The sequence below is a fragment of the Acidobacteriota bacterium genome, assembly GCA_003225175.1.
Lineage (GTDB): Bacteria > Acidobacteriota > Terriglobia > Terriglobales > Acidobacteriaceae > Gp1-AA112.
The window spans coordinates 12,145-35,417 of record QIBA01000072.1; the positions used below are offsets into that span (position 1 = coordinate 12,145).

General features: G+C 55.7%; 20 protein-coding genes and 1 tRNA gene. 16 read left to right on the forward strand and 5 right to left on the reverse strand.

Annotation, left to right across the window (positions count from 1 at the left end; translation table 11 throughout):
* Nucleotides 1-225: 225 nt before the first annotated feature.
* Complete coding sequence (locus DMG62_21125; protein ID PYY20927.1) at nucleotides 226-3,825, reverse strand: hypothetical protein; 3,600 nt, start codon at nucleotides 3,823-3,825, stop codon at nucleotides 226-228.
* Between the two features lie 447 nt (nucleotides 3,826-4,272).
* Between DMG62_21125 and DMG62_21130 the strand changes: the two genes are divergently transcribed.
* From DMG62_21130 to DMG62_21180, 11 genes are all read left to right on the forward strand, one after another.
* A complete protein-coding gene (locus DMG62_21130) occupies nucleotides 4,273-5,007 on the forward strand; it encodes a molybdopterin synthase (GenBank protein PYY20928.1) in 735 nt (244 codons plus the stop codon).
* On the forward strand, nucleotides 5,004-5,939 hold the full coding sequence (locus tag DMG62_21135; protein PYY20929.1) for a VWA domain-containing protein: 936 nt from the start codon (nucleotides 5,004-5,006) through the stop codon (nucleotides 5,937-5,939). The genes DMG62_21130 and DMG62_21135 overlap by 4 nt, the downstream gene beginning before the upstream one ends.
* A gap of 66 nt (nucleotides 5,940-6,005) precedes the next feature.
* Nucleotides 6,006-6,284 carry a Sm ribonucleo-like protein gene (locus DMG62_21140; protein PYY20930.1) on the forward strand — a complete coding sequence of 93 codons (279 nt, stop codon included), beginning with the start codon at nucleotides 6,006-6,008 and terminating at the stop codon, nucleotides 6,282-6,284.
* Nucleotides 6,285-6,349: 65 nt separating this feature from the next.
* Nucleotides 6,350-7,132, forward strand: a complete 783-nt coding sequence (locus DMG62_21145) for an inositol monophosphatase (protein ID PYY20951.1) — start codon at nucleotides 6,350-6,352, stop codon at nucleotides 7,130-7,132.
* Between the two features lie 371 nt (nucleotides 7,133-7,503).
* On the forward strand, nucleotides 7,504-7,917 hold the full coding sequence (locus DMG62_21150) for a hypothetical protein (GenBank protein PYY20931.1): 414 nt from the start codon (nucleotides 7,504-7,506) through the stop codon (nucleotides 7,915-7,917).
* A 120-nt stretch (nucleotides 7,918-8,037) separates the two neighbouring features.
* Nucleotides 8,038-8,754 carry a sensory transcriptional regulator gene (locus DMG62_21155; protein ID PYY20932.1) on the forward strand — a complete coding sequence of 239 codons (717 nt, stop codon included), beginning with the start codon at nucleotides 8,038-8,040 and terminating at the stop codon, nucleotides 8,752-8,754.
* 348 nt (nucleotides 8,755-9,102) lie between these two features.
* Nucleotides 9,103-11,088, forward strand: coding sequence for a 3-isopropylmalate dehydratase (locus DMG62_21160; GenBank protein ID PYY20952.1), 1,986 nt, complete (start codon nucleotides 9,103-9,105; stop codon nucleotides 11,086-11,088).
* A gap of 276 nt (nucleotides 11,089-11,364) precedes the next feature.
* The gene (locus tag DMG62_21165) at nucleotides 11,365-11,625 is read left to right on the forward strand and encodes a ferredoxin (GenBank protein ID PYY20933.1); all 261 of its coding nucleotides are present in this window, start codon (nucleotides 11,365-11,367) and stop codon (nucleotides 11,623-11,625) included.
* Between the two features lie 247 nt (nucleotides 11,626-11,872).
* Nucleotides 11,873-12,613: a DNA repair protein RecO gene (gene recO, locus DMG62_21170; GenBank protein ID PYY20934.1), complete on the forward strand. Its 741-nt coding sequence runs from the start codon at nucleotides 11,873-11,875 to the stop codon at nucleotides 12,611-12,613.
* A 65-nt stretch (nucleotides 12,614-12,678) separates the two neighbouring features.
* On the forward strand, nucleotides 12,679-13,674 hold the full coding sequence (locus tag DMG62_21175) for a glycine--tRNA ligase subunit alpha (GenBank protein PYY20935.1): 996 nt from the start codon (nucleotides 12,679-12,681) through the stop codon (nucleotides 13,672-13,674).
* Nucleotides 13,667-15,799, forward strand: a complete 2,133-nt coding sequence (locus DMG62_21180; protein PYY20936.1) for a glycine--tRNA ligase subunit beta — start codon at nucleotides 13,667-13,669, stop codon at nucleotides 15,797-15,799. Before DMG62_21175 ends, DMG62_21180 begins: the two co-directional genes overlap by 8 nt.
* Nucleotides 15,800-16,055: 256 nt before the next feature.
* On the opposite strand, the gene DMG62_21185 is transcribed toward DMG62_21180, so the two are convergent.
* Nucleotides 16,056-16,658, reverse strand: a complete 603-nt coding sequence (locus DMG62_21185) for a hypothetical protein (GenBank protein ID PYY20937.1) — start codon at nucleotides 16,656-16,658, stop codon at nucleotides 16,056-16,058.
* A 260-nt stretch (nucleotides 16,659-16,918) separates the two neighbouring features.
* Here DMG62_21185 and DMG62_21190 point away from each other — a divergent pair.
* Nucleotides 16,919-16,996: transfer RNA gene (locus DMG62_21190), tRNA-Glu, on the forward strand.
* Between the two features lie 7 nt (nucleotides 16,997-17,003).
* Here the strand turns inward: DMG62_21190 and DMG62_21195 are convergent.
* On the reverse strand, nucleotides 17,004-18,176 hold the full coding sequence (locus DMG62_21195; GenBank protein ID PYY20938.1) for a hypothetical protein: 1,173 nt from the start codon (nucleotides 18,174-18,176) through the stop codon (nucleotides 17,004-17,006).
* 3 nt (nucleotides 18,177-18,179) lie between these two features.
* Nucleotides 18,180-18,506, reverse strand: a complete 327-nt coding sequence (locus DMG62_21200; GenBank protein ID PYY20939.1) for a hypothetical protein — start codon at nucleotides 18,504-18,506, stop codon at nucleotides 18,180-18,182.
* Between the two features lie 159 nt (nucleotides 18,507-18,665).
* On the opposite strand from DMG62_21200, the gene DMG62_21205 reads away from it, so the two are divergent.
* From DMG62_21205 to DMG62_21220, 4 genes are read left to right on the forward strand one after another with little or no spacing between them, the layout of a single operon-like run.
* Entirely contained in the window at nucleotides 18,666-19,574 is a 909-nt protein-coding gene (locus DMG62_21205) for an ATPase (GenBank protein ID PYY20940.1), read from the forward strand.
* Nucleotides 19,571-20,053 (forward strand): hypothetical protein, encoded by a 483-nt coding sequence (locus DMG62_21210; protein PYY20941.1) that lies wholly within the window; start codon nucleotides 19,571-19,573, stop codon nucleotides 20,051-20,053. The genes DMG62_21205 and DMG62_21210 overlap by 4 nt, the downstream gene beginning before the upstream one ends.
* The gene (locus DMG62_21215; protein ID PYY20942.1) at nucleotides 20,050-20,964 is read left to right on the forward strand and encodes a hypothetical protein; all 915 of its coding nucleotides are present in this window, start codon (nucleotides 20,050-20,052) and stop codon (nucleotides 20,962-20,964) included. Before DMG62_21210 ends, DMG62_21215 begins: the two co-directional genes overlap by 4 nt.
* The gene (locus DMG62_21220; GenBank protein PYY20943.1) at nucleotides 20,961-22,277 is read left to right on the forward strand and encodes a hypothetical protein; all 1,317 of its coding nucleotides are present in this window, start codon (nucleotides 20,961-20,963) and stop codon (nucleotides 22,275-22,277) included. The genes DMG62_21215 and DMG62_21220 overlap by 4 nt, the downstream gene beginning before the upstream one ends.
* A 238-nt stretch (nucleotides 22,278-22,515) precedes the next feature.
* Here DMG62_21220 and DMG62_21225 read toward each other — a convergent pair whose 3' ends face one another.
* A complete protein-coding gene (locus DMG62_21225; GenBank protein PYY20944.1) occupies nucleotides 22,516-23,178 on the reverse strand; it encodes a hypothetical protein in 663 nt (220 codons plus the stop codon).
* Nucleotides 23,179-23,273: the final 95 nt, after the last annotated feature.

The window sequence follows — 23,273 nt, forward strand, 5'->3', positions numbered from 1 at the left end:
TTTCGGCACGACTGGAAGTCGTGACCCTCCCCAAAATCGGCGGCCGGTACTGCTCATTTCGGCTCATCCAGCAAAAGAGCAAGCCCTCTGCCAACTACATCAAGCAAAGGCCGAGGTGGCGCGAGTCGGTAAATAGAATCGATTGTGGTACTTAGCGTTAGCGGATGGTGGGATTTGCGTGGGATACTGTTCGAATCCGAAACTTTTGGAGGCGAAAGCGAACAGTCAGTCGCGAGCTCCGATTAACTGAAGTGGACCATCGAGGACGTAGCGGATCTTGCGAGCGAGCGCCTCCGTGGTGAAAGGTTTTTGCAGGAAGGCCATGCCTGCGGTGAGGACGCCATGATGAACGATGGCATCATCGGCATAACCGGAGACATAGAGCACCTTCATTTCGGGACGAAGCTTCAGTAATCGTTCGGCGAGTTCGCGTCCGCTCATCTGTTGGAGCACGACATCGGTGAGCAGCATGTCGATTTTGCCCGGATGGCGTTCACACATCAGAAGCGCTTCGCCACTGTTCCGTGCCTCGAGGACGTTGTATCCGTGCTTGTGTAAAACCTGACGGATGAGGGAACGCACGCCGTCTTCGTCTTCCACCAGCAGAACGGTTTCGCTCCCGTGTCGAGCCGGCTGGAGCGAGCGCGAAATGGGAGCTTCGACAGGAGCGTCCACGCGCGGCAAATAAACCTTGAATGTCGATCCGCGATCGACTTCGCTGTACACCCAAATATAACCGCCGCTCTGCTTGACAATTCCGTACACCGTGGATAGTCCCAAACCGGTACCTTTTCCTACCTCCTTCGTCGTGAAGAAGGGCTCGAAGATGCGTGACTTCACTTTGTCCGGCATTCCCGTGCCGTTGTCGCTGACGGCAATCATGACGTAGCGGCCAGCCTTCACAGCCGGGTGATCGCGAACATAAGCCTCGTCGAGGTCGATATTGACGGTTTCAATCGTCAGTTTGCCACCTTGTGGCATCGCATCTCGCGCGTTGACCGCGAGGTTCATGACGACCTGCTCCACCTGTCCGGGATCGGCCTTTACGCGGCCTAACCCTTGCTCGAGCACGGTGAACAGATCAATGTCCTCTCCGAGAAGCCGGTGCAGGAGCTTGTCCATGTTGTGCACTACCAGGTTCAGATCGAGGACCTTGGGTGCGAGCACCTGCTGGCGACTAAAGGCAAGCAATTGACGCGTGAGCGACGCCGCGCGGTCTGCAGCTTTCCTGACCTCGTCCACTTCATGTCGAAGTGGGTGGGCGGCGTCGAGATCGTCGAGCATCAGCTCGCTGTAGCCTTTAATTACGGTGAGCAGGTTATTGAAGTCATGGGCGATGCCTCCGGCGAGGCGTCCGACGGCTTCCATTTTTTGTGACTGCCGCAGCTGCTCTTCCAGTGTGCGGCGCTCGGAGATGTCTTCGGCGATCATGTCGAAGCCGAGAGTCTCGCCTTGCTCGTTCTTGAACGGAGTTCCGCTCAGACGCACTGTGATCTGGTGCCCGTCTTTTCGCTTCCAGCGCAGTTCGCAAGTGCTCAATCGTCCTGATTGGCTGTATGCCTGAAGAATCGCGGCGCGCTGGTCGGCATCAGCATAGATGTCGCGAGCCATATCGACTGTTAGTAGCTCTTCGGCTGAGGAGTATCCCAGCATCTGCACCAGCGCGGGATTCACGTCGAGGAATCTGCCATCGAGCGTGGAGCGATACATTCCGTAAACGGCGCTTTCGACCAAAGACCGGTGCCGCGCTTCCGATGCCCGCAGCGCCTCCTCCTGCCGTTTGCGTGCCACAGCAACGGAGATGTGCTGAGAAACGTAAGTAAGGATTTCTTTATCGCGCTCACGGTAACGGATATTGGCGTCGTAGCTCTGGAGAGCGATCACGCCGAAGACTTTGTTGCCTTGCCGAAGTGGCACTCCGAGCCAGTCCAGGCATTTGGGACCGCTCTGCTGAATTTCGCCAGACTCTTGCAAAGCATGAATCTCTTGCGGACCTGCGAGCAAAGGCTTGCCCGTGCGCAGGACATATTCGCTGATTCCTCGTCCGAGAGGCCGGCCTGTCGCTGTAATGCCGTTTTCATCGATGTAATAGGGGAACTGGAGATAATCACCGGCGTCGTTCAGCAGGGCGATGTACAGATTGCGCGCATACATCAGCTCGCCGATGATCTGATGGAGGGCTTTGTAGAGGTGCTCCAGATCTTCCACCGAATTGATGCAATCGCTAATCCGATAAAGCGCAGACTGCAGCCGCTCTGCGTGCGTCCGGGCCGTGATCTCGAAGGCGGTGGCCATGATCGCCCGTTCCCCGGCGAATTGAATTGCGCTGGTTGAGCAATCGAGCCAGCGATCCTCGCCATCTTTGTGCACGATGTGCAGCTCATAGCGCTGCATCGAGGTGTCGCCCGCTTGCCGCTCCGCTGCGCGGCGGCTCATCATCTCGCGCTGGTCGGGATGCACTAAATCCATAGGCGTCATCTCGCGCATCTCTTCGGCGGAATATCCACAAACTTTTTGCGCCGCCTCGTTGCAATACATGAATCCCTGCCCGTTGTGGATCAGGATCGATGTAGTCGCGCTCTCAGCCAGTGCGCGGAACTTGCTTTCACTCTCGGCCAATGCCTGTTCGGCGTGCTTGCGCTCGGTGATATCCACCAGCGTGCCCTGGATCATCGCGGCGTCTTCATCCTCGAGCAGGGTTACGTTTTCCAGTACCCAAACTTCGCTGCGGTCGCGGCGGCGCAGTCGCATTTCAAAATTCGATAGCGCCTTTTCCCGTTTTAGGCGGGCAACATAACGGTCGCGCTCCTCAGGAGCGAAGTAGGGGTTGAAGTCAGCCAGCTTGATCATCTGCTCGCGCGATTCGTAGCCGAAGATATGCGCAAACGAATCGTTGCAATCGAGCAGTCCGCCTGACAATTTGCTGAGAAATACGCCCGCAAGATTGCGTTGGAATAACTGCCGATAGCGTTCCTCCGAGGCGCGCAGTTCGATCTCAGCTTCCAGCCGGTCGCCTACGTAGCGGAAGCTAGCGAGCAGACCTGTCTTATGGCCACCGACGATATAAGTGCTACTAACAGCTTCGAAGGATTTCCACTGTCCCAGCCTGTGCTGCAGGCGCAGCAGGATCGCGTCGCCCTTGCCGGGATCTTCGAGTCCCTGGCGGAATCCTACGAGCGCCGTCTCGAGGTCTTCCGGATGCACAAAGTCGAAGCACGACCTTCCCACCACTTCTTCAGGCAGATAGCCAAGATGTGATGTGATCGAGTGGCTCTGGTAAATGACCTTGCCTTGCTCGTCGAGAAGCGCGAGCATGTCGGACGATTGCTCGACGAAGGCGCGGAAGCGTTCTTCGCTCTCGCGCAGATCCAGCTCGGCGCGGACATGTCTTGTCACATCTCGCCCGATGCTCAGGATGGAGGCCGACGATCCACCCTCGGTCAAGCAGTGACCCACCTCCAACGTGCGCCGGGAGCCGTCCTTGACGATGATTTCTGCGGTAAAGGGAACGGGCAGCTCTCCTGGACGACGGTCGGCCCAGCGGGCACGCACGGTTGGCGCCTGCTCCGGAGCTAGCAGGTCGAGAATGTTCATGCTGAGAAGCTCATCCCGGCTGTAACCCGAGACTCGCTCCGCAGCTGCGTTCACCCACGTGAAATGCCCAGCTCCATCGTGGGTGTACATCACGTCGCTGGCGTTCTCGAGAACCTGGAACAGATCGATGGCCGAAGGCGGGAGCGGATGGGACGCACGTGGTCTCGCGTTGCTAGACACACGGGTTCCAGGCGTGCCGGTCACACGCGCAGGCTTGGGCCTAAAGCCCATAGCAAGGGGACTCCTGCGTGATCATGATGAATGGGACTGCGTTCCGGGGGCGGAGATAATGTACCGCGATTGGGGCATTACCAGGAAGGAAATCTGCAGTTACTTTCGTTTACGGTTCCGTTAGCTCTGTGAATTTGTGGAAAAGGCGGGCAATCAGCTGGTGATAGTGAGCTTTGCGTGTGGAAAACATGGACGGGAGCAGTCCCATTGACGACTTGAGCGGTTACGTAGTTCCGGCCGTCCTGGGCCGGTACGAGGCATCAAATTTCGTTCTTGTCAGGTATTTCGCACGGGAAGTGTGAAATCGAGAATTACACGATCACGAAATCTCAATCAAGCGTGCCCGCCGAGGGCGGCTGGGACCACGCAAACATCCATTTCAGGAGCGCCAGACGCGTGCATCATCTGACAACTTTTCCTTCCGCTCTCACGTATGCTTAACAAAGCATGAGAGTTCGAGTCCTTCTGTTCGGTGTGCTCAAAGACATCTTGCAACGCAGCGAGGACTCACTCGATTTGTCCTCGGGTGCTACGGTTTCCGACTTGCTCAATCATTACCGCGAACTTGCGCCCGAGAAAGCTAAGTTCTTCCATTCGTTGGCTCTTGCGGTGAACCAGCAATACGCGGCGCCGGGAGACCGGTTGCGGGAAGGCGATGAAGTCGCGCTGCTCCCTCCAGTCAGTGGCGGAGCCGAAACTGTTGTGCGCAAAGAGAGTTATCAGTGTCAGATCGTTCGTGAGCGAATTCAGGCCCAACGGATCGTCGAAGGGATAAAGCAGGGCGAGGACGGCGCGGTGGTGGTCTTTGAAGGCATTGTCCGTAACCACACACGGAATCGCCGGACATTGTTTCTGGATTATGAAGCCTACGAGCCGATGGCGCTGAATCAAATGAACTCGCTGGCGGAGAAGGTGCTTGCGAACTACAAGGTGAGAGAGGTCGCGATCATCCACCGGCTTGGACGGCTCGAGATTGGCGAGACCAGCGTGCTGATCGTTGTCGCCTCCGCGCACCGTGGCGCAGCTTTCGATGCTTGCCGCTTTGCTATCGATACTCTCAAGCGAACCGTCCCAATTTGGAAGAAAGAACACTTCACCGATGGCGTTGTGTGGGCCGATGGCGAGCCTTTTCCCGAAGAGCTTCGCACGAGCGCTGAACCCAACATTGGCGAGGCAAAGTGAGACTCCTGCGCACCATAGTCATCCCACTGGTTCTGCTCGCCTCGGTGAGCGCCCAGGAGAACACCGAAACTACCTTTAAAGTCGATGTGAAGCTGGTGAATGTGTTTGTCACGGTGACCGATCCGCAGGGTGCACCGATCGGCAATCTCGTAAAGAATGACTTTAGTCTCACCGAAGATGGCATTCCGCAGAAGATTTCGGTCTTCAGCAAGGAATCGCAGCTTCCACTCTCGATTGTGCTGGCGGTGGATACCAGCTCCAGCACGCGCAAAGACATTCGTCTCGAGCTGGAGGCCGCGCGCCGATTTATTCACTCCATGATTCGCCCGCAGGATGCGGTGGCTTTCTATACCTTCGCAACAAACGTGAGCGAGATGACGCCGTTCACGTCGAAGCTGCGGCAGCTCGACAGCGCGATCAACGAAGTGCAGGTTGGCGGCGCTACCTCGCTGTACGACGCGATCTACCTTGGAGCCAAGGCGCTGATCAATCGGCAAGGACGCAAGGTGCTGGTGCTGATCACGGATGGTGGCGACACGGCGAGCAGCATCGATTACAAGGAAGCTCTGCGAGCAGCGCAGCAATCCGAAGCCCTGGTCTATAGCTTGATCGATGTGCCCGTCGAGGCAAGTGCCGGACGCAATACCGGGGGCGAGCACGCGCTCATTCAAATCTCGAATGACACAGGTGGAAAGTACTACTATGCGTCGAATGTGGCGCAGCTCGATAGGGCTTTTGAGCAGATTAGCGATGAGCTTAGGACGCAGTATCTGCTGGCCTACTATCCTGCGGCTCGACGTGCTTCGTCCGACTTTCGGCAGATAGATGTCATCGCCCATCCCCACGATTTGCCGGAAGTTCAGGGCAGCGACAGCGGCGACAAGCTCGTCGTGCGCGCCAGGCGTGGGTATTACACTTCGAAACTGGAGTAATGCGTCAATCGTCATTTCGCGCGGCGGTGGTTCGGAATGATCGTAAAAATCGCGTAAAATGCCGACATGAGTTTTCGTAGCGCTGCCGCTCCCGCCCTGCAAAAAAAGTCAAAGAACACACCTCCGGAAGAAACTGGCATTGAGGCCTCCTATCTGAAAGCGCTCGGGGAGAAGCAGACTCCGGTAACGGTGAAGTTGGTCGGCGGAGGAGCGGTGCGTGGCTGGATCGAATACTACGATGCCAACATGATCCGGCTGACTCGCGAGCACTCTCCGAATCTCTTCATCTACAAGCACGAAATCGTCTATATCGCGGAGGACGGCGGACGCCGAGGGCGTCTGTGAGCGCTTCGCATCCCGATTACATTTCCACGGCCTCTGACATTGCGCGCCGGGCTGGCGCTTTGCTCATGGAGTACTACGCGCGCGGCGTCAAAACCGAGTACAAGGGGAGCGGGACGGTGGACGTAGTCACGGAGGCAGACCGTGCTTCGGAGAAGCTCATCGTCGAGGCATTGCGGGCTGCGTTTCCCAATCACGGAATCGTCGGCGAGGAAGGATCTCGAGCGCAAAGCTCAGGCGAGTTCATTTGGTACGTCGATCCGCTTGATGGCACCACGAACTTCGCTCATGGCTTCCCGGTGTTCTGCGTGTCGCTCGGACTGGCACGTGATAATGAAATGATCGCGGGCGTCGTCTTCGATCCCACCCGCAACGAATTGTTTGCTGCCGAGCGGGGTAGTGGCGCGACTCTTAACGGCAAAAAGATTCGCGTATCGCGCGCCTCCAGTCTCGGCGAGAGTCTGCTTGGCACGGGGTTTCCCAGCAAGAAGCGGCATCTAAATCCGAATATCTACTTCTATCACCAGCTCACCATGAAGACTCACGGCATTCGCCGCGCGGGATCGGCTGCGCTCGATTTGTCGTGTGTCGCTGCGGGACGCTATGACGGCTACTGGGAGTTCAATCTGAATCCGTGGGATACCTCAGCCGGCGTGTTGCTTGTGCAGGAGGCGGGAGGAAAGCTCTCGCATGTCGATGGCAGCGCATTCGATGTCGCCGCAAGCCGCGATGTGCTGGCCAGCAACGGGATTGTTCATCAGGAACTGCAGAACGAGATGCGGAACGTAATGCAGGGACGCGGACTCGAACCTTTGCCAGACCTGGTAGAGTTTGCGAAGAGTCGTAGTTAAACGAATAGCCACACAAAGCAGCGATTCCCAATTGAGAATGTGTTGTTAAGAAGCAATAACAATGCGGCTGCACTTATCGTGTCTATTAAATCTTCCGATTTGCGTTTCACAATTGATTTCCGTAGTCTCTGAGCAGTGAGTGACCCTGAAGTTCACTTGCTCCCATCCCAGCTGATCTCTAGATCCTGACGTCCTGCTGTTGTTCCTAAGTGGGACGTTCTATAGCGCCGCTTCTGGCAGCAGTTGCTGTTTCTCCTCGCCGAGTAGCGATTTATAGTGCGCCAGAACCCGGACGAATGCGTGTCCGTCGCTGCATTGAGCCAAGCCTCGGCTCATGCGGACGGTCACTTAACTTCGATTGGAGATTGGATATGAAACTCGCAAGACGCATCGCTTATTTCTTTTTGCTGCTGGTAACCACTTCTCTCGTGGCGTCGGCGCAAGAGCCACGCGGCAGATTTACAGTGAAGCACGCTACACGGTGGGGCACCGCTATTCTGCCGGCAGGAAGCTATTCCGTTTCGGTACACGCCGGGCCGGTATCTTATGTGCTGGTGACGTCCGAAGATCGCAACGCTGCTTCGATCATGGCCGTCGCGCAGTACGTGGAGTCGGCGCAGTGCAAGAGCAGTTCTCTTGAACTGGAGCAGACTGGCGCAGACTGGAGTGTACGTTCTCTCTGCTTGGAGTCGACGCTGGCCGTGTACTTCAGTCCGTCGCAGAAGACGCACCAGACGAGTCTCGCCGCAGCTTCGCAAGCCGGTTCACTTTCGGGAGCCAATTAAGAGAACACTACTGCGTGGAGACGCAGCCTGGCTGCGTTCCACGCAGGATTACAGAAGGTTTTGATAACCCTGATAGAGAAAATTCATAATCCGATGCTGTTTGCACCGATAAAATGCACTATGGATCAGTTAAACCTTAATCCCGCATTAGATTTTTTGCATGATCTCGGCACTCGCATCGCGGCGGCAGATCCTTTGCACGAGGTGCTCGACGAGATCGTCGAATTCGTCGCCGACCTGGTAAGTTGCGATTCCTGCTTCATATTTGTTCTTGAAGGCGACGAGCTCGTGCTTCGCGCTTCGAAAAATCCTCATCCGGAAGCTCTTGACCGGCTCAAGATGCAAATCGGACAGGGAATTACCGGATGGGTCGCCGAGCATCGCGAGCCTGTGGTCCTTCCTGAAAAAGCTTCACGGGATCCGCGGTTCAAAATCTTCAGCGAACTTCCTGAAGACGCATACGAAGCCATGCTCTCGGTACCCATTGTGTCGCGTGGCCGCGTCGTGAGCGTAATCAACGTCCAGAATCGGGAAGCTCGCGTCTTTACGTCGCGTGAGGTGAAGTCGGTTTCGACGATCGGTCATCTGGTGGGTGCAGCCATCGAGATGGCGCGCCTGGAAAACGAAGTCACGCAACTTTCCGACAAGCTCGCCACGCGCAAGATCGTGGAGCGTGCCAAAGGCCTGATCCAACGCGAACTCTCCATCACGGAGGAGGAAGCGTACAGCACGATCCAGAAGCAGGCACGGCAGCGCCGCAAATCGATGAAGGAAGTTAGTGAAGCCATTCTGCTGGCCCACGAGCTGAAGAAAGGATCGTCCCGCCCAGTTTCCTGAGTCCCCATCAATCGTGCGCTTGCACAGGAGTCGTTAGCTACACGCACGGGCAGCGGTTCCTATCTCTGTGCTTAGAAACGCCAATTCATCACGCAGACGCGCAGAAAAGCAAGACCGAGAGAAACACGGAGGACAGACAGGACACAGAGGAAAGGCGAATCTTGGGAAGTTTGCCTCCGTCAGCTCGCGCTGTCGGAGACATCAAGCAAAATCACCTCAGTGAACTCAGCGTCCTTCGTGGCAAGTTTTGTCTTTCTCCGTGCCTCCGTGATGAGAAGGGTTCTGAGCTAGAATTTACGTGTGTCCAACTTTCTGCTCAAGCGCGAAGTCCGCAAGCGTCCGGCGTCGGTGAAGTTCGCCGGCCGCATCCTTTTTCTTACGGAAGATCCAGAGCTGATCCGGCGGCAATTGGCCGGTGAAGATTTGCCATGGGACACCCAGAACCCTGTGAATAACCCCAAGTTGCGGGATGATATTTCTACTGACGAAATCACGCCGGCTCACATTTGCTTCTTCTTTGATGAGACCCTCGGTGAATTTCCATACACCGGCCTGAAGTGCGGCAATGAGCTGCCGATCAAGCGCACGGACGTGAAGAAGGGTGGATTTGTCGCGGCGGTGAGCGGCAAGCGGCGTGGAAAAGGATCGAGTCGCGAGCAGTCGCCATACGCGGAGCTTTCCGCCGGCATCAAGCTGGTGATCGCCGAGAATATTGAGCGGATTTACAAGCAAAATTGCCAGAACCTTGGCGTGCTCACCTCAACTGACTTCAGCCTTATTGATTGCATTCGGCGCGGAGAAGAAATTCCGCTAGAAGTTTTCACGCATGGCGAAGACGAGATTACGCGCCAAGTGATCGAGTACGGCGGGCTCTTTCCCTTCAATGTAGCGCGCATGCAAGGCAAGGTGACCATTCCGGGAATCGACACCAAGCCGCGGCCCATGACGGTCACTGAGAAAATCTTCGCGCGGCATATGATTTCTCCGGATGGCAAGGTGGGAGTGCCTGCGGTCAAGCCCGGTGACGCGGGATTCGCACGCACCGATCTCCGCTTCAGTCACGAGTACGTGACACCAATGGCGGCCATCTTCTATGAGCACTTCGTCGGCAAAGACACGCCTGTAAACGATCGCGCCAGCATCATCTTCTTCCGCGACCACCTCACGTTCCTCGATGAAGTTCTATCGGAAGAAAAGAAAAAGATGGGCCTGCTCGACCTGGCTACCCAGCTCAAGATCAAGCAGGAGAGCTTCGCGCAATCACAGGGAATCAAGCTCCATGGCGAGCTGAAGGATCGCAAAGGATCAGAGGGCATCTGTCACTCGATCGTGGCCGAGAGTTATGCGCTTCCGGGTCAGTTGAATGTTGGTTCTGATTCACACACCCCGCACGTTGGCGCGGTTGGTTGCGTCGCCTTCGGCATCGGCACTACCGACGTCTTCAATTCCTGGATTACGAAAGACGTTCGCGTCAAAGTTCCCGAATCGGTAAAGGTGATCGTCCGCGGAAAACGGCGTGCCAATGCCACAGCCAAGGATTACATCCTCAAGCTGTTGGCAATGGACTACATCCGCGGCGGCAAGGCGCTGGCAAAGGTGATGGAGTATTCAGGAGAGGCGATCGAGGAACTCGGTGTCGACGAGCGTGCCACGATGTGCAACATGGCCGCCGAGATTGGAGGATTCACCGGTATTGTGGCGCCAGATAAGAAAGTTGCTGACTTTCTAGTCGAGCGCCGCGGAATGAAAGGTGCCCACTCCGAGAAGTTGATCGACGGACTCCGCAGCGATCCCGGCGCAGAATACGCGCACATGATCGAAATGGACGCTTCCGAAATCTATCCGATGGTCGCAACACCGGGCGACCCGGGAAATGGCAAATATGTGCGGGACCTGAATACGCCAGTTCCGGTGGAGATCGCTTACGGCGGGACTTGCACCGCGGGCAAGAACGAGGATATGGACATGTACGCCGAAGTGCTCAGCGACGCGCTGCGCCAGGGCAAGCGTGTCTCGTCATCGGTACAGTTCTACATCCAGTTTGGATCGCAGGAGACGCGCGAGTACTGCTTGCGTAAAGGCTATCTCGAGGTCTTCCAGAAAGTGGGAGCGAAGGTAATCGAGCCAAGTTGCGGAGCCTGCATCAACGCAGGTCCCGGCGTCTCGACACGTCCCGATCAGATCGTCATCAGCGCACAAAACCGCAACTTTCCCGGCCGCAGCGGACCAGGACAAATGTATCTCGCCAGCCCATACACGGTAGCAGCGAGCGCAGTCGCGGGGTACATCACAGAGTACCAGCCGGCAGAAGAACGTGAACCAGCACTCGCATAATCGTCGCTCACGGCCACAAAGGACAAAGCTGAACACGGAGGTCGCGGAGGTGGTTTGTTGTAAATCTATGACCTTGGTTGATCTCACCCACGAGCTCGCGAAGCGCCGGCCTTTTCTTTCCTCCGTTGCTTCTTGTCCTCCATGTTAAGTTTTTGCCTTCATGGCAAGGATCGTCCCGTGGTGAAAATGAAGCGACGCTGATAGAATTCTTCTTTTCCTAAGAATTCATCGCGCCTGCAAGCAGCATTCTCAGCGCATTTATTTGGAGAGATTTCAATGGCATATGTAATTGCAGAACCCTGCATTGGCACTAAGGACACCGCATGCGTGGATGCCTGCCCGGTAGACTGCATCCACCCTAAGAAGGACGAAGCTCCTCACGGCGAAGCGCAGCAGCTTTTCATTGATCCTGTGGAGTGTATTGACTGCGGCGCCTGTGTTCCGGTTTGCCCGGTGTCGGCGATCTTCGCGGCTGACGATCTGCCAGACAAGTGGAAGGAATACGAAGGCAAGAACTCACAGTATTTCGGACGCTAGCTCTTTCCAAGCTCTTGGTTTCGCCCGGCCAATTTTGGCCGGGCTTTGCTTTTGGCGGATTCTGCTTTTAGGGAAGGGCACGGATTCCATCCGTGCCGGTGAGCTAGAAACAATCCTTCTTCATGAGCGGCTTCAGCCGAGGCTGAAGCCGCTCATGAAGTAACGAAACCGTTGGCTCTCCTGTGCCCTTCCTAAACATTCGTAATCAAAGTGCCATAGAATCGATAGTCGAGGGTCAGCGAAACCGGTGCTCAAGCAGTCAGACGCCATTGTGCTGCGGACATATCCGCTGCGGGAAGCTGACCTGCTCGTGACGTTATTCACGCGCGAAGAAGGCAAGATCCGCGGAGTCGCGCGCTCCGCGAAGAGATCAAAGCGACGCTTCGGCGGTGCGCTCGAGCCGCTGACCCGAGTTCGAGCTTATTACGACCAGAAGTCGGGACAGGAATTGGTCCGTCTTGACTCCTGCGATGTAATCGAATCGCCATTGATGCATGATGTCGACTACGAACGCACCGTGGCGTTATCGTACGTGGCGGAAGTGCTGGACGGACTTCTACCTGATCACGATGCGAACGACGCGGTATTTCGACTTACGCTTTCAGTGTTACCGCATCTCGAAGCCGGCAGCATTTGGATGCCCCTTACGTATTTTGATCTCTGGATGACGCGGCTGATGGGGCTGCTTCCCGAGTTGGGTGCCTGCATCGTGTGTGGAGAGGAGTTGAACGGCTCAGGCCGCGTCTTCTTTCATGCGCTCGCTGACGGCCTGATGTGCCCGCAACATAAACGGCTCGCCAGCTCGGAGATGTCGCTGCCTTCGCGTCAGCTAGCAGCGGAGATGTTTCGTTCCCCGGTGGACGCCTTCGCTGCTGAGCCGTGGAAGCGACAGCGCGGGGCAGACTTGAGAAAATTTCTTGCGCAGTGCATTGAGCGTCACATCGAAGGTAAGCTGGTAACCAGCATCGCGCTGGCAAGACTGGACTAGGAGCTGAGAGCAAAACGTGGATCCAGCCGCCCCCGGCCGGATTTTCGATTCTGTCCTGAACAAAATTGGCAACGACACCAAAAGTGCAACCACCAACCTTCCAGGAACTCATCCTCAAGCTTCAGACCTTCTGGGGCGATTATGGGTGCGTGCTCCAGCAGCCGTACGACATCGAGGTCGGCGCCGGTACCATGTCCCCCGAAACATTTCTCCGCGTGCTTGGGCCAAAGCCGTACCGGACGGCATATCTGCAGCCTTCCCGACGACCGGCAGATGGTCGCTACGGCGAGAATCCCAATCGCCTGTACAAGCACACGCAACTTCAGGTGATTTTGAAGCCGCCACCGAATGACGTTCAGGAACTCTATCTGCGCTCGCTGCAGGCGATCGGCATTGATCTGCGCCGGCATGACATCAAGTTCGAAGAAGACAACTGGGAGTCGCCAACACTGGGCGCGTGGGGAATCGGCTGGCAGGTCATGCTCGATGGATTGGAGATCACGCAGTTCACATATTTCCAGCAATGCGGAGGAATCGATCTCGATCCCATCTCAGCCGAATTGACTTACGGAATCGAACGGCTTGCAGCCTTTCTTCAGGACGTTGACAGTATTTATGACGTCGCCTGGACTCGTGGCGCTGACGGCAAGCTGGTGACTTATGGTGATGTGAGACTTGCAGAAGAGCTCCAGCTCTCCGTTTATAACTTCGAGGCCGCCGATGTTCAGAAAGCATGGCAGCACTTGCAACTTTACGAAACTGAATGCAAAGCGCTGATCGACGGCTATTCTGTCTTGAAAAAGAAGGCTCCGGAGGGAGCAGCCGCCGATGAGCTGCGCCGCTATCCTGTGCTTGGTGCATTCGATCTTTGCCTGAAATGCTCGCACCTGTTCAACATCCTCGACGCGCGTGGCGCAATCTCGGTTACGGAACGTGTCGGAGTGATTGCGCGAATTCGAACTCTGGCTGTGGGAGTGGCGAAGGCATACCTCGATCAACAGCAAAGTTCAGTGCGCGAGGCTGCAGAACCAAAACTGGAGACGGTGGAAGTGCATGCCTGATCTTCTAATCGAAATCGGCTGCGAAGAGATTCCTGCGCGCATGATCGAAGGGGCTCGCGACGAATTCGCTAAACGAATTACCGATCTGCTGCAACGCGAGCGCTTGACGGTACAGCGCGCCGAAGCTCCGGTCGCCTCGTACTCTACTCCTCGACGTCTGGCTGTCCTGGCTCGACACGTTTCAGCTCAACAACCACACGTAGAAGAGCAGTTGATCGGACCGGCGATCAAAGTCGCATTCAAAGATGGGAATCCGACTGCGGCGGCGGAAGCTTTCGCGCGGAAAGCAGGAGTGGATGTCGGGAAACTGGAGAAGATTACAAATTCCAGGGGCGAGTACCTGGCCGCCACAGTGGTGCGCAAAGGACGCGCAGCGGGAGAGATTCTGGCGGAAGCTCTGCCGAAGGAATTAAATGCTCTCTACTGGGCGAAGAACATGTATTGGCGCACAGGCAAATCGGAACGCTTCGTGCGTCCTGTGCGCTGGATGGTTGCGCTGCTCGACGATGAATCACTTTCGCTCGAGTATGCAGGAGTGAGAGCCGGCAATCGCTCGCGCGGCCATCGCATCCTGACGTCAGCTCCGGTCACGATCTCCGGTGCCAACGAGTACGTTGAGGAACTCCGGGCGAGCAAAGTGATAGCCGATCGCGCTGAGCGGCTGGAAGAAATTCGCAAAGCTCTGGATTTGGAAATGCGCAAGGTAAGCGGCGCCCGTTGGCGTGAAGACGCAGAACTGCTTAACACAGTCGTGAACCTCACGGAATTTCCCGGAGTGATTCTCGGAAGCTTCGATCGCGCTTTCCTATCGCTACCCGAAGAAGTGCTCGTGACTGTCATGCGCGATCACCAGAAGTATTTTGCCGTAGAGGATGCGAGCGGCAAACTGGCGGCACACTTTCTTGCCGTGCTCAATACTGATGGTGACCGTGACGGAGTGATTCGCCACGGCAACGAACGTGTACTCCGCGCCCGCTTCAACGACGCGCAGTTCTTTTGGCAAACAGATCAGAAGATTCCTCTCACCGATCGCGTGGAGATGCTGCGGAACGTTATGTTCCAGAAGGATCTGGGAACTTACTGGACCAAAACGGAACGAGTCCGTGCGATCAGCACCGCGCTTGCTCGAGAGCTGGAACAGGCAGGAGTGCGCGTATCTTCTCGCGTCGTCGATCAGGCTGCTCTATTGGCAAAAGCCGATCTCACGACCGAGCTGGTAAAAGAGTTCACCGAACTGCAGGGTATCATTGGCGGACTCTACGCCAGGGCGCAGGGCCATCCTGAAACGGTTGCGGATGCCATCTACGACCACTATCGGCCCGAATCAACCGACGATACTGTTCCGAGTTCGACCGAGGGGGCACTTGTCGCGCTCTCCGACAAGGCAGACAGCATCGCGGGAATGTTTGCGCTTGGTCTTCAGCCGAGCGGATCAAAAGATCCGTTTGCTCTGCGTCGCCAGGCGAACGGCATGATACGCATTCTCGCCGAGCACAACCTCCCGCTGCGCATCGGCGAGATCGTCGAGCGCGCGCTGACGCAGTACCGGGCTTGCGAGGACTTAAAGAGCAAGCTGCGCGAAATTGAGAAAGCTCCTGAGGCTCTGGCGGCGTTCTTCCGTGAGCGCCTGGAGTTTTATCTGCGCGACGTTCGCGGCATCGCTTACGACGTAGTAAACGCAGTGCTTGCAGCGGGATCCGAGGACGTCGTTGATGCCAGTGCGCGAGCCGAGGCAGTCACAGCAGTGCGCCCGACAGAAGACTTCGTTGCAATCTCGACAGCATTCAAGCGAATCAAGAACATTCTTCGCCAGGCACGCGAAGGTGGAAAGAAGTGGCCGGAAGAATTCAGCAACTCGCAGCTGAGCGAATCAGCCGAGCAGGTGCTGGGCGCGCGGGTAGTCGAGACTCGTGCCAAAGTGGAATCACTGCACAAGCAAAAACAGCATCAGCAGGCCTTGACCCATATCGCTCAATTACGTCCGGTTATAGATGTCTTCTTCGACAAAGTAATGGTGATGGTGGATGACGAGAAGCTTCGCAGCAATCGTTTAGCGCTTCTCGCGACCATGCAGCGCAGCTTCTCGACAATTGCAGACTTTTCCGAGATTGTGACGGAGCGCTAGCGACTACCGATCTACTAAGTCCGCTTGAAAAAAGAAAAAAGCAGAACCACGGTCACAAGTACGTCAAAGATGACTCCCAGAGAGTGATAGCAGTCATACCAAACATTCAAGCCCACTACTGCCGCGATAATGACCCATAAACCTGGCGAGCTCTCCCACTTGTCGCGCCGCCCAAGCCTGTGTCGACCATCCCTTGCTGATGCATGTGCTGTGGTTCGATGTTAGCTAATTTCTAATCGCTAATTGCGAATTGCTTTCACTGCACCTTCTGCAATCGCGCGATCAGCTTCTGCACCAGGTTCTCTTCGGAATCTGACCACAGGATGCGGCCTCTGATTCCGACATTTTTCTCGACTGCAGAGGTGAGAGCCACGAGCTTCTGAACGTTGGCTTTCACTCGCTCCTCGCTGAGTTGATCGAGCTCGAGTTCTTCGTGGAGAAAAGGCGTGTCGAGCCCGAAATCGATCTTAACCTGCCCGTCCTCCTGAAAAAGGCCGTCTTCAAACTCAGTTCCGTGCACCAGAAACTTGACTGGCTGTGGCTGCAGGCGCCAAGTCGTGTCGAGTCCACCGCCAATCTCGGGACTCCACAAGTCCCACATCGCTTCAAACTCGTAAGCGTGGTCGCGGTGAACGTGTTCGCGCGCAAGTTCGACGGCCTGCTCCGGAGTCTCGCGCGAATCAAAGGTCTGCTCGAAGACTAACGGTTCGTTCCATGAGATGGCATAGATGCCAAGGTATCGAATCCCTGGCTGCGAGTTGGAAAATGGGAAGTGCTTCAACACAGCCAGAGTTCGCGGTATCATCTCCGCTTCTTCGAAACTGGGAAACCAGAGACTGAGATAGAGGCGATCGGCCATAAGGACGGTTTTATTGTAGTCGTTGAAGATTCATTCAGTGCTTTACGGAAGCGCCCCGGGAAGGGGAACATGAAGGTCACGAAAGCAACACATAAGGTTACATTTTTTTTCCATTCCTCGTCTGTGCCTTCGTGTTTCCCTTTCCGGCGGCTTTCTTGAGTGTCAGCGGCTGCCGAATCTCGTCTGATATGCGATACTGGAAGAGCCGCAAATCTCAAGCTGTTCGTTTGGTACTCACCCGACAGCTTCCTTTTGTCAGGGTCCCCGTCGTCTAGCCCGGCCTAGGACATCGCCCTTTCACGGCGGTAACACGGGTTCAAATCCCGTCGGGGACGCCAAATCTTTTCAAGCATTTGCCCGGACCGAGTCGGAATCCGCGGTACAACCTCGCGGTACAACCTTGTGGAAAATCATCTTCACTACCTTGCTGTGCGCTGCCCGCTTGGCCGGAGTGAGCGCCTGTGAGTAAATATCGAGCGTTATCTTCGCCGAGGCATGACGCAATAGTTCCTGTACCACCTTCACGTCTTCGCCGTTCGCCTTTAACAAGGTCGAATACGTATGCCGGAAGGTGTGCCATGAGACTTTCTTCGTGATGCCCAGCTCGCGAGCTTTCGGCTGGATGTGATAGCGCATGATCGTGCTTAACCAAAAAGGTTGCTTTCCCCGTTTGGCACCGGCGCGACGGCTGTCGGTTGCAAACACCCAGTCAGCTGGTTCTCTGTAGGGCGTTTGTTCCCGCCAGGCGCAAAGGTCACGCGCGAGAGATTCATCGATCGGAACGGGTTTTCTCGAAACCTCGGTCTTCGTATCTCCAACCTGCTGATCAACCACAGATCGGGTGACGAGAAAGACCAGGGTTCGTTCCCGCACCTCCAGAGCCCCGAGAAGCAGCTGCATCTCCTCGACCTCCAGGATGTCAGGAATCTGCTCGCGCTTGCCGGAAACGCGCACGCCCGAACCTTTTACCGGTCCCCGAATTGGGTTCCGGTCCGTGAACTCCCAGCGGATCGCGTGATTGAAGATGCTGCTCATAGCATCGCGAATCTTCCTCTTGGTTCCGCCCGCCAGCGGCTTTGGCCTTCCCGATTTCGAGGTCATCAGGGATTTGAGCCATTGCTCCACTGCCACGGTTTTGATGTCCCGCAGTTCGAGCTTTCCCCAGCGAGGAAGAACCCACCGATCAAAGACCTGTATCTTCTTTCGGCGAGTCGAATACGCTCTGCCGCTGTCGGCGGAATCCGAGAGTTCGTGCAGTTTGTAATGCTCAACTGCAGTTGCCAGGGTGACCACGGTCAGTTCTGTGGGGCCATCGGTATTTATGTTCTGCCGCAGTCCAGCCAGGAGATCCTGCAGCTTCCTGCTGCGTTGTGGATAGTCGCTAACCAGTCCGAGAGTCTTCTTGCGTTCGCGAATGACGCCGTCGGGACACAGCGCATTCCAGCGAAACTGCCATCGTTCAGTTCCGTCCTTTCTTTTGATCTTCTGTAAACAGCCATTCTTGTAACGTGCCAGCATTCTTCAGCTCCTTGAATTCTGGCACCGGTCGCTGCCTGACTCTAACTGACCCCGCGCCCAAGCGTCCAGCTCGGTCAGAAGGAAGCGCCAGACATGGCGACGACGGCCGGTGAGAGGGTGAGCAGGGATTGATCCGTGTCGCGCCAGGCGAAGCAGGGTTTTGGGGTGCAGCTTCAGGAAGCGGGCTGCTTCGTCGGCGTCTACGAATGGCTCCGTTCGCTGGGTAAGAACAGGTCTTGCGCCAGGCGCTGGCGCCGGCCCTTCAAAAGAGAGCGGCGCATCGGATCTCGATTTCGCGCGAACTTCAACAACTTCCATAAAAGCCTTCATTGCCGGCTCCACTTCAACACGATCAGGTTTGTAACCGAGCCGGCAATCTCGGTCAAAAAAAGCAGTACCGGCGAAGAAATTTGACGGAGATTCGGAGTGTGCATAGCTTGTTCCCCGCTTTTGGACACAGTCAAAGCGGGCAGGAGTTAAGGAGCAAACTTGTTTTCGTCTCTTGGTCACGTTCACACCGGGCTTCTTCGCGTCGGCTACATCACCGATGAAATCACCACGACAACCGTTTACCTCGCAGCAAAACTGAATAAACCGATTCTGCTTGAGGGACCACCCGGAAGTGGCAAGACCGAGCTTGCCTATGCCGTCGCGAAAGTCACCGGCGCGGAGGTCGAGCGCCTGCAGTGCTTTGAAGGAATCGATGAGGAGAAAGCCATTGGAAAGTTCGACGAGCCTCTCCAGCGTCTTGCCGTTGAATTGCATTCGAAAACAGAAGATGTTGCATGGGAAGCCTTAAAACAGCAATTGCATGGTCAGAACTTTTTTAGCGCTGGCCCCCTGCTGCGAGCGTTGCAGCGGCCAGACCCATGCGTCCTTCTCATAGACGAGATAGACAAAGTTAACGAGGCGTTCGAGGCAATGCTGCTGGAGCTATTAAGTATGTGGCAGCTAAGTATTCCAAAATTGGGCCTCATCAGAGCCCGGTCTATTCCTTTCGTGGTGCTCACCTCGAACGAGGAACGAAGGCTCGGTGACCCTCTCCGCAGGAGAGCCTTTTATTTGCGCATCGAGCATCCGAGCCCGGAACGAGAAGCCAGAATCATTGAACTGAGAACGCCCAGGCGAAGCGCCGAGTTCCACTTCGAGATGGCTGGCCTGGCAAAAGCGCTGCGCGGCTGGAGTTTGGAAAAGCCACCTTCGATTTCGGAAATGCTTGACCTGGCTCAAGCGCTTGAAATTCTGGAGGAAGAACGGATTACTCCGGAAATGCGCGACGTTCTTTTGCCTCTTTTGGCCAAAACCGAGGCCGATCGACGAAAGCTTCTCCTGCGCGACGGCTGGTCGAGCCTGGTCGGTGATGCACGCGTCTACAGTGAGGAGGCTCGAAAGGCGTGATTCGTCCAACATTGCTTCTCACCTTGGTCTCCCTGACTTCCTGCTTAGCTGTCGCGAGCAGCCAGAGAGCGGAAGCCGAATACTACGTCGCCGCATACGCGGAACATTATCACGTGCCGCGGGAGTTCGTGCGTGCCGTGGTAGAGCAAGAGTCGGCATGGAAACAATGCACAGTTTCAAGCAAAGGCGCCGTGGGGTTAATGCAGCTGATGCCAGATACAGCCAGAAGACTCAATGTTCAGAATCGCTGCGATGTCTCGCAGAATGTGTCTGGAGGCGTGCGTTATGTGGCATGGCTGATGAACAGGTTCCGGGGAGATCTGAGATTGGTTGCAGCCGCTTATTACGCCGGTGAGAGGGTGATCGACCGCCGAGGACTCAGATATTCCAACCCCGACGTCATCAGTTACGTCAGCCAGCTTCGCAATCGCTTCGAACGCAACAGCTCTCCGGAGCGAATTCTCAGGAGGACACGATGAAAGTGCAGTGGGGTTTCGTCTTTCTCGCGACCAGCATCGCTATAGCCCAGGTCGGAACTGGAAATGTTGTGCCCAAGGTCAGCATCCTGCCGATTCAGCCCAACACAGTTGCATTGCTGCATCTCGCAGCCGGCTACACAACCTCGATAAGACTGCCCGAAGAGATCAGCTCGGTGGTGGTTGGCAGCCCCGCAACTTTCAAAGCGGAACACTCAGAGGCTGAACCCTGGCTCGTATTCCTAAAGCCCACGACTACGCTGCAGTCGGAAACAAATGCCTTGATCACGACCAAATCAGGTCACGAGATAAGCCTGTATTTGGTCAGTGAAGGGAGAGCGGGTCGCAACGTACTGGTTGACTTCCTGGTTGAGTATCGCCGACCACACGCTCTTGCCATAAGCGCCGATAACGACACCTTTCTAATCCCGGAAACCCGATCGCTCTCTCTACCTTCCGTGCTCGAATCGCCATTGCCGAGGCGCCAGCGGGACGTATTGACGAGTGCACTGGAAGATCAGAAAGAGTTGTCACCAGCATGGATCGGGAGTGATTTCCGTGCTGCGATTGGAAGCTCAGTCGGACGAGGCAGGCAGACGATTGTTGCCTTCTCTATTCTGAACAATTCGCGGAGAACCATTGAACTCCTGCCGCCTCAGCTTGAGCTGAGCAGCAGAGCGCGGGGAAACGGAAAGCGGATCATAGCCGAACCCATTCCCATTTCCGAATACCGCATCACGGCGCGACGCTTGACGGCAGGAGAAAGAGCGGACGGAGTAGTCGTGTTTGAGAGGCCGGCGTTCAAGGAGTCGGGTGAAACATTACAGGTTCGGCTGGCCGAAGCCGACCAAGTGGATCGTCCAATTCTGTTATCTCTCCCTTTTACTCCGGTCCCTCAAGGAGAAGTGCGATGACTGCCATAGAGGAGAACGGCCCTACTGCATCCGACACTCTTGAGCGGACATCTGAAGACAACAGCAGCATTCAAGAGCAAAAAATTCATGAAAAGATGCCGTACATACCCGACAAGTCGGGTCGACCTCCGCGCAAAGACAATCGTCGGATTCTGTTTATAGGAGTTGGCATCGTTTTCGTTTTATTGCTTCTCGCATTTAACGGGATTTCCAAGCCCCCGTTGTCCGTACAGAAGAATCCTGCGCCAAACCTAAACCCACAAAAGCGTTCCCATGTTGAAAACGAAGTTGGCACCTCGGTGAGCATCACTCCGATCCTCGAGCCGGGTCATTCCGAGGAGCAGGCAATGGACAGCAGCCGTGTCGAGCCTGAGCAACTCGGGCGCATGACATCAAGAAACCCGGAACAGACCTCTGCCTCTACTCTTGCCGACATACCACCTTTCGCCGATCGCGGATCGTGGCATCCTGCGCCATATCGAGAAGGAGCGGAAATGCCCACCAGTATTGATACCGGCACATCCACTGGAACCCAACCGGGACTGAAGCAACATGAAGCCATGGATGAACCCTCGCTCGTATTCGTGGCGAAAAATGAAGCACGAACAACGAGCGCGCAGCTGCCATCGACTGCATCTGACATCAGTGTTGGAATCGGACTTCCGCCAGGAACGAGACTTCGTGCCAGATTGGAATCAGCGGTAAGTACGGCGATTCAAGCGCCTGCCATTGCAGTAATCGAATACAACTATGAACAAAACGGAGAGATCCTTGTTCCAGCAGGTTCCAGGGCGTTTGGCCATATTGAATCAGCTGATCGCTCCGGCTACATTGGGCTACGATTCGACTCCCTGCTCATGCCGAATCAATCCCCGGTAGCCCTTGCCGCAACAGCAAGCGACCTCCGGCTTCAACCACTGCGCGGAAAAGTCGAGGGGAGGCATACAGGAAAAAACGTCTTGCTGCGCTCGTTCGCCGGAATAGGCGAAATCACAGCGACTCTGGTGGGACGCGGAAGCCTGAACCAACCGTTGAGTGAGAGTGATCTTCTCCGAGAACGCATCAGCAACAATATCGGCGAAGCATCCGATCAAAGCTTGTCTGAGCTGGCAATCAACGATCGGATCGTAGTGTCGCTGCCTTCTGACACTGAGTTCTATGTCATTCTGCAGAAGGATGCAAAGCCGATTGGCAACCCACGAGCGCAACACGCTGAGCAAGTCCGACAAGAAGCGAACATCGACCAGTTGCGTCAACTGCTACAGCTCCAACACGAAATGAACCAGAAGAGCGATGGTCACCCTCCCGACTAGTCAAATCCTGCCAGAGTTCTGGGAAAGAATCTGGACATCGTGCCAGTCACGAAATAACTTTCGATTCGCCAGTTTCCGAGTAGCCCGTGATTCGGGCGCAATCCGCGAGAGGAGCCGCTAATTGGCGAGGTCATCGGGGAACCGTCAGCGTTGGAAGGCGTTTCAATAATATCGTTTCAGGAAACGGTTTGCCGATGAGTGTAGCTTTCTCTCCATTCAAATCAAGAGCCGCACAAAACTAATCTGTTCTGGGAATGGCGCCCAAATAATTTAAGAATGCGCGCACCAGTTCCTTTTTCATGACGCGATCATCTTGTGGCCAGAGTCCCTTGTACAACGACGGATCCTGCGGCAACACGACCAATTCAAAAAGAGTGCTGATCACCATCATCAGCCCCAGCGAGAGTGCCATCTTAGGCTGCGGATGATGGATTTCGTCGCGATGTGAGAGAAACAGCTCCAGAAGACGACGAAAGGTGCGCATCTCCAAGACTGAGGCTCTCTTCCAAAATTCTGTGTTGGCGCGTCCCTGGACGAATTGCCGCATCGCGTTTAACAGAGCGGCGTTTGCGCGATAGCTGATCACCATCGATCCGATGATTTGATCGGCAAAGACCGGAAGGGGAATCTGCGCGGCCGCTTTAGGAGCCAATCCAACCTTCGTGCGCTCGTCCTGTCGCTCCAGAATTCCCAGGATTGCTGTCTCTAGCAGTTCATCTTTGTCGCGAAAGCGCCGATAGACCGCGCCCGGAGTTAATCCGGCATGGCGGGCGATTCGGGGAATCGTCGCGCCAGCGACGCCATGTTGCCCTAAAACCTCGGCAGCGGCTTTCAGCAGTTTACGCTCCGATTCGCGGCTGCGCTCCTGCTGGGGCTCCAACGTTTTCTTGGTTTTAGGCATGGAATTCCTTATATCAGCTTTCCCATTCGTCCCGCCCGTCTGGGCGGCCTTGATCACAAAAGTGTTGACATTGGCAATAGTAAATGTAAATTCAC